We start from the raw sequence: 6473 nt of genomic DNA on the forward strand, positions 1-6473 counted from the left end.
AAGAAAGCGGCGGCACAGGCAGCCGGTGACGCCGCGCAACCGGCGGAAGCCGCGCCGGTCGATCCGCGCAAGGCGGCCGTCGAGGCCGCTATCGCCCGTGCCAAAGCGAAGAAAGCGGCGGCACAGGCAGCCGGTGATGCCGCACAACCGACAGAAGCCGCGCCGCAGGCGACTGTTCAGCCGGACGCCGCGTCGGTCGATCCGCGTAAAGCGGCCGTTGAAGCAGCTATTGCCCGCGCCAAAGCGAAGAAAGCCGCGGCACAGGCAGCCGGTGACGCCGCGCAACCGACACAAGCCGCGCCGCAGCCGGATATTACATCTTCGTCAGAACCTGACGATCGCCGTAAAGCAGCGGTGGCGGCGGCCATCGCTCGCGTTAAAGCGCGTAAGGCGCAACATTCTACGCAAGAGGATTAAATGGCTTTTCGCATCGCTAGTTCGCCTTACACCCATAATCGTCGCAGCACCAGCACCATCATGCTGTTGGTGCTGGCTGCCACGCTGCCCGGCATAGCCGCTCAGTGCTGGTTTTTCGGCTGGGGCACCCTGATCCAAATCGCGATTGCCGCTGCAGCAGGCATCGGCTCTGAAGCGGCAATCCTTAAGCTGCGTAAACTGCCGTTGGGCAAAACGCTGGGCGACAACTCCGCTCTGCTGACCGCCCTACTGCTGGCAATCAGTATTCCGCCGCTGGCGCCATGGTGGGTCATTACTATCGGCACGATCTTTGCCGTAGTCATCTCCAAGCAGCTCTATGGCGGCCTGGGCCAGAACCCCTTCAACCCGGCGATGGTTGGCTATGTGGTTCTGCTGATCTCTTTCCCGGTACAGATGACCAGCTGGCTGCCGCCGGACGCTTTACAGTCCGTCACGCCTACTTTCTGGGATGCGTTACACATTATTTTCCACGGGTTGACGCTGGATGGTCACACTATGCAGCAGCTGCAGCTCGGCGTGGACGGCGTCAGCCAGGCCACGCCGCTGGATACCTTTAAAACCGGGCTTCGTGCCGGACACAGTGCAGAGCAGCTACAGGCGCTGCCCATTTACAGCGGCGTCATTGCCGGTCTGGGCTGGCAGTGGGTCAATATCGGTTACCTGGCTGGCGGCCTGTTTCTGCTGTTTACCCACAGTATTCGCTGGCATATCCCGGTCAGTATGCTGCTGTCGCTGGCGTTTTTCTCCACGCTCGGCTGGTTCTTTTCCCCTGGCAGCCTGGTTTCACCGGCGATCCATCTTTTTTCCGGCGCAACCATGCTCGGTGCCTTTTTTATTGCCACCGATCCGGTGACGGCGTCCACCACTAACAAAGGTCGTCTGCTTTATGGCGTACTGATTGGCCTGCTGGTTTGGCTGATCCGCAGCTTTGGCGGCTATCCTGACGGCGTGGCGTTTGCCGTGCTGCTGGCGAATATTGCCGTCCCGCTGATCGACTATTACACGCAGCCGCGCGTTTACGGCCATCGTAAGGAAAAGTAATGCTGGATGCGATTCGTAAAAACGGCGTGACGCTGGCGCTGTTCGCTGCGGTCACCACCGGTCTGACCGCGGTGATTAACAGCGTGACTAAACCGACTATTGATCACCAGACAACGCTGCAGCAAAAAAGCCTGCTGGATCAGGTCGTGCCGCCGACACTCTATACTAATGCTCTGCAGCAGGAGTGCTATCTGGTCAGCGATCCGACGCTGGGTAAAGGAACACATCGCCTTTATCTGGCGCGCAAAGAGGATAAGCCGGTGGCGGTAGCTATTGAGACCACCGCCCCAGACGGCTATTCTGGCGCAATCCGGATGATTGTCGGCGCAGATTTCAGCGGAAAAGTGCTGGGTGTGCGCGTGGTGGAGCATCATGAAACGCCAGGACTGGGCGATAAAATCGAGCTGCGTATCTCCAACTGGATTGAAAGCTTCAGCGGCGTCAGGCTGAGCGGAAAAGATGACCAGCATTTTGCGGTGAAAAAAGACGGCGGTGATTTCGATCAGTTTACCGGCGCCACCATCACACCGCGGGCAGTGGTAAACGCGACAAAACGCGCCACGCTGTATGTTGAAACGTTGCCGGGGCAGCTGTCCTCGCTGCCAACCTGTGGAGACTCCAATGAGTGAAGCTAAAACCCTGCTAATCGGTGGGCTGTGGAAAAATAACTCGGCGCTGGTGCAGCTGCTGGGCCTGTGCCCGCTGCTGGCGGTGACGTCAACCGCCACCAATGCGCTGGGCCTCGGTCTGGCTACCACGCTGGTGCTGACCTGCACTAACAGCGCGATTTCGGCTTCACGCCGCTGGGTGCCGACCGATATTCGCATTCCGATTTACGTGATGATTATTGCTGCCGTGGTGAGCTGCGTGCAGATGCTGATTAACGCCTATGCCTACGGGCTTTACCAGTCGTTAGGTATCTTTATCCCGCTGATTGTCACTAACTGTATTGTGGTGGGCCGCGCAGAGGCGGTTGCCTCGCGCAGTAGCGTGCCGCTGGCCGCGCTGGATGGGATGGCCATTGGCCTTGGTGCCACCAGCGTGATGTTCGTGCTGGGATCGCTACGTGAAGTGATTGGCAACGGCACTATTTTCAACGGTGCCGATCAGCTGCTTGGCCCGTGGGCAAAAGTCCTGCGCGTACAGGTTGTTCATTTTGATTCGCCAATGCTGCTGGCGATGCTGCCGCCGGGCGCGTTTATCGGCCTGGGCATGTTACTGGCCGCAAAATACCTGATCGATAACAAGCTGAAGGCCCGTGCGGCGCGGAAGGCGGCAGAAGCCGCCCTGCCAACAGGAGCACCGAGTACGCTGTGAACAAGGATAAACGTCAGCAAATTTTGGTGCGGCTGCGCGATAATAATCCGCATCCCACCACGGAACTGGTTTTCACTACGCCTTTTGAGCTGCTGATCGCCGTATTGCTCTCCGCGCAGGCCACCGACGTTAGCGTCAATAAGGCGACCGCAAAGCTCTATCCGGTCGCCAACACGCCAGCTGCGATGCTGGCGCTGGGCGTCGACGGCGTGAAAGCGTACATCAAGACCATTGGCCTGTTTAACAGCAAGGCCGAAAACGTGATAAAAACCTGCCGTATTTTACTGGAGCAGCACGGTGGCGAGGTCCCGGAGAGCCGTGAGGCACTGGAAGCGTTGCCGGGCGTGGGGCGTAAAACGGCGAACGTGGTGCTGAATACCGCTTTTGGCTGGCCGACTATCGCTGTGGATACCCATATCTTTCGCGTCTGCAATCGTACCAAATTCGCGCCGGGCAAGAACGTTGAACAGGTAGAAGAAAAACTGTTAAAAGTCGTGCCGAAAGCGTTCAAAGTAGACTGTCACCACTGGCTGATCCTGCATGGCCGCTATACCTGCATTGCCCGCAAACCGCGCTGCGGCTCCTGTTTAATTGAGGATCTTTGCGAGTACGGCGAAAAAACGGATATCTGACTTTTTAGTGCAGCGGCCGGCGTTACGCCAGCGGCTGCATTCGCTTGCTGGCCTGCTGCTCTTTTCCGATATACGGTATTGGTGCTGGTGATTCGGGCAAAAGCCACGCCTTTTTCGGAACCGGCCCCCTTTATAAAAGCCTCTTCGGCAATCCTCTCGCCCGCGAAAAGTAACCTGAACCTGCGGCTCAGACTCTGCGGTGCCATCCTTAACTGCCGGTGTCTGCGTCAGCCAGTCAACTTTCAGGGACTGGAACATAGGACTTTTGGCCACGGGTCCGTTACCGAGGTACAGCATTTTCGGGCGGCCCTGGAAAGGAAAATCAGACCTGGCTTTTAATGCCATGGCGTTAAAGAGAAAACGCAGCGCTGATTCCGCATCCTCACCACACACCGGTATTACTGGTAAGTAAACCCGCTCCGGTCATCCACCACGCTGAACAGCATCAGCGTGGTTTAGCGCGGCAATCAGTTCACAGTAATGTTCCACAGAGGGGGAGTATCCGTTGCTGGCCACGATCGCGGCGGTAAGCTGTGCGTGGTCTGAGGACCAGACGAGGAGCGCGATAAACCGTCGTGACTGAAATACCCTATAACTGAGCGGCGGTGGCAATCTGGGTGGCCCGTTCAGGGCTTTTTGGCGGCGGGCGATCGAACCGTTGCCGTAGTTGCAACAGGGAATCAGCCGGGCGCTACGCCGGCTGCTCATAATTTTCCAGCGCCCGGTAGACTGAGGTCCACCCAATCCCGAGCTGGCGGACTATGGCCGTGGCCCCCATATTCTCCGTGGCGTACAGGCGCCAGATCTCCGCATGAGGGCTTTCTTCCGCGGTACACGGCCCGTGCTTTCGCTGCGGCAATCCCTTCCCTCTGACGTTCACGTCGCAGGTTGGTTTCAAACTCAGCGAAAACACCCGGCATATCAAGGAAGGCTTTACCTGCTGCCGGACACGTGCCCATAGGCTGTTCCGTTGCCCTGAGCGTTACGCCCTGTTGATTCAGGGCATACAAGATATCCTGCAGGTCCTTAATGCTGCGGGCCAGGCGATCCACGTGAGTCACCATCAACGTATCACCGGGGTGCAGGAAAGCCAGCAACAGCTGCAACTCGCTCCTTCCGGACCGGCTGTTTCCGCTGCCTTTTTCTGCACGAATGATTTCACAACCGGCAGCGCGGAGAATTTGTATCTGCAGAGTCAGATCCTGGTCGCTGGTTGAAACACGGGCGTAGCCGTAAAGTGCCAAAATAATGAAAACTGTCTCATTTAACGCCAGATGATAAAAACGTAACGCCAGGATGAGTGAAAACAACCCTGATGAGACAGAAAAACTGTCTCACCGGGTTGCCTGCTTTGGGTCTACTTAAAAAATACGCATTCGCTTTTTTTATAGTTTTACAGGGTGATTCAGTGATATCTAAACAAGTCTTTCTTTAGCAGTGGTAATAGTTACACTTTTTGGCTGATTGTTGTAAGGAAGAAAATACTCATGATCGTTTCCGTTAATTTTTATTACTGCCAGTCTGGGAAGACGATCGTTATAGTTTGAGATACCAGAATTTTGACAATCCTGAGGCTTTATTTCTGAAATGTTTTTCAAAAAACCCTCGTACTTCGATATTTTATTCATAGTCAATACTTCTTTTCTCAGAGAAGAGTGCGCATTAATAAGAGCACAGTGCGCATTTTCATTTTTAACTGAGATGATTTTTTCTGCAAATGAACTGTACTTATTATCTTTCATGGCCAGACTGAATGCAGCATTGCTGCTGTGTAAAACTTTTGCATGCACGTAATTGACTATCTGCATATTTTAAGCCTTATTCATCAATAGAGTTAAAATTAGTTTTAAGGTTTAATTTTGGTTCCGCTCCCAAGTTTATCTACCAGGGTGGTGGTAGCACGGGATACTGGATTACCAAAACTTGTTGACTTAATCGATGTTTCTACACGGAGATCCACTGCATTCTGGCGCTGATGCCCCCTGCTAAATCCATATGTTGACTGCTGAACTTTATGGATGTTGCGTGCCAACTCCGACGATTAACAGGTCTGATTGCGTGCGCTTTCAGATGTGCTGACGCCCCCAAAATTTTGAGAGCCACTACCAATTCCACTTACAGGCATATAAATATTCTCCTTAAAAAACATTTTTCATATTAAAAGAGGAGTAGATGAGATTTCTTTAAAAAAACGGCCATGTATATCTGAACTGGACGGCCAACATGGGTGCAAGGACAAATTCCATTATAGCTGTTTCGCTTTTCAACGAATTCGTACTCACCAATTCCGTACGATATGTATTAGTTGCGGCGATTGAATTATTACCACTGGCGTTCATAAGGTAATTCCTTATTTCAAAAAGAAATTATTCTAACAGTCCTTAGTGTTAGGGACTTTCAAAAAACGATGAAAGCTGATTCGCAGTTATTGTAAGCCCGGCAGACTGGATTGCGAGTCGGGCAGGATAAATGCGAGCCCATTACTTAATGTGGGTCAGCTATATTTTTCATTTGCAGTTAAGGTGGGCCGAAATCGGCGCTGATTGCGGATCCGACTCTTTTCGATTGAGAGCCGTTACCTGTAGCGATCGACCGAAGACGACAGGTATCGCGGCGGTGAAGGAAAATATAATGGGATCCCTCTCTGGCCAAACCTGTCTTCTCGTCGCTATCGTGCCATTAAATTATTATTTTCAGCATGAAAATCGCCGTTCATCGCCTTGATTCATCAAAAAGGGCACTCCTCTTTCCCACAGGATAAGGCGCCGAACGGCAGATGACCCACTGCCAGAACGGTACGCCTCTTTTTTCCGAATCTCTCTTTGGGACAGACAGAGAGTTGTTATTATCGCTAAAGCGGTTTAGCTTTAAGCTTACTTTTTACAGGAGGCGTAATGAACAGAGTCTGGGTTTTAGGCGACGCGGTAGTGGATTTGCTGCCAGAGGAAAACAATCACCTGCAGCAGTGTCCCGGTGGCGCGCCCGCTAACGTGCCAGCCGCTGCTCTGCCTGACGGGCGCGTCGTTCGGCCTCATCGGCACGGTG

At 53.7% G+C, this 6473-nt stretch carries 5 protein-coding genes and 3 pseudogenes; 5 read left to right on the forward strand and 3 right to left on the reverse strand.

Annotation, left to right across the window (positions count from 1 at the left end):
* The 5 genes and pseudogenes from RTK32_RS17335 to nth form a co-directional block, all read left to right on the forward strand.
* Positions 1-417, forward strand: a pseudogene (locus tag RTK32_RS17335) (electron transport complex subunit RsxC); the annotation flags it as partial.
* Complete coding sequence (gene rsxD, locus RTK32_RS17340) at positions 418-1479, forward strand: electron transport complex subunit RsxD (RefSeq protein WP_312046156.1); 1062 nt, start codon at positions 418-420, stop codon at positions 1477-1479.
* Positions 1479-2108: an electron transport complex subunit RsxG gene (gene rsxG, locus RTK32_RS17345; protein ID WP_312046158.1), complete on the forward strand. Its 630-nt coding sequence runs from the start codon at positions 1479-1481 to the stop codon at positions 2106-2108. The genes rsxD and rsxG overlap by 1 nt, the downstream gene beginning before the upstream one ends.
* Positions 2101-2796, forward strand: a complete 696-nt coding sequence (locus RTK32_RS17350; protein ID WP_312046160.1) for an electron transport complex subunit E — start codon at positions 2101-2103, stop codon at positions 2794-2796. Before rsxG ends, RTK32_RS17350 begins: the two co-directional genes overlap by 8 nt.
* Entirely contained in the window at positions 2793-3428 is a 636-nt protein-coding gene (nth, locus tag RTK32_RS17355) for an endonuclease III (protein ID WP_312046161.1), read from the forward strand. Before RTK32_RS17350 ends, nth begins: the two co-directional genes overlap by 4 nt.
* Before the next feature lie 132 nt (positions 3429-3560).
* Here the strand turns inward: nth and RTK32_RS17360 are convergent.
* The 3 genes and pseudogenes from RTK32_RS17360 to RTK32_RS17370 form a co-directional block, all read right to left on the reverse strand.
* Positions 3561-4104: pseudogene (locus tag RTK32_RS17360) on the reverse strand (IS481 family transposase); the annotation flags it as partial.
* A gap of 15 nt (positions 4105-4119) precedes the next feature.
* Positions 4120-4672 (reverse strand): annotated as a pseudogene (locus tag RTK32_RS17365) (recombinase family protein).
* A 171-nt stretch (positions 4673-4843) separates the two neighbouring features.
* A complete protein-coding gene (locus RTK32_RS17370; protein WP_312046163.1) occupies positions 4844-5236 on the reverse strand; it encodes a hypothetical protein in 393 nt (130 codons plus the stop codon).
* Positions 5237-6473: the final 1237 nt, after the last annotated feature.

This window comes from Erwinia sp. (assembly GCF_031978025.1).
Classification (GTDB): domain Bacteria; phylum Pseudomonadota; class Gammaproteobacteria; order Enterobacterales; family Enterobacteriaceae; genus Erwinia.

Bases quoted from the DNA above. Each gene is read 5' to 3' on its own strand.
- rsxD (WP_312046156.1), top strand. From the start codon at position 418: ATGGCTTTTCGCATCGCTAGTTCGCCTTACACCCATAATCGTCGCAGC.
- rsxG (WP_312046158.1), top strand. From the start codon at position 1,479: ATGCTGGATGCGATTCGTAAAAACGGCGTGACGCTGGCGCTGTTCGCT.
- RTK32_RS17350 (WP_312046160.1), top strand. From the start codon at position 2,101: ATGAGTGAAGCTAAAACCCTGCTAATCGGTGGGCTGTGGAAAAATAAC.
- RTK32_RS17370 (WP_312046163.1), bottom strand. From the start codon at position 5,236: ATGCAGATAGTCAATTACGTGCATGCAAAAGTTTTACACAGCAGCAAT.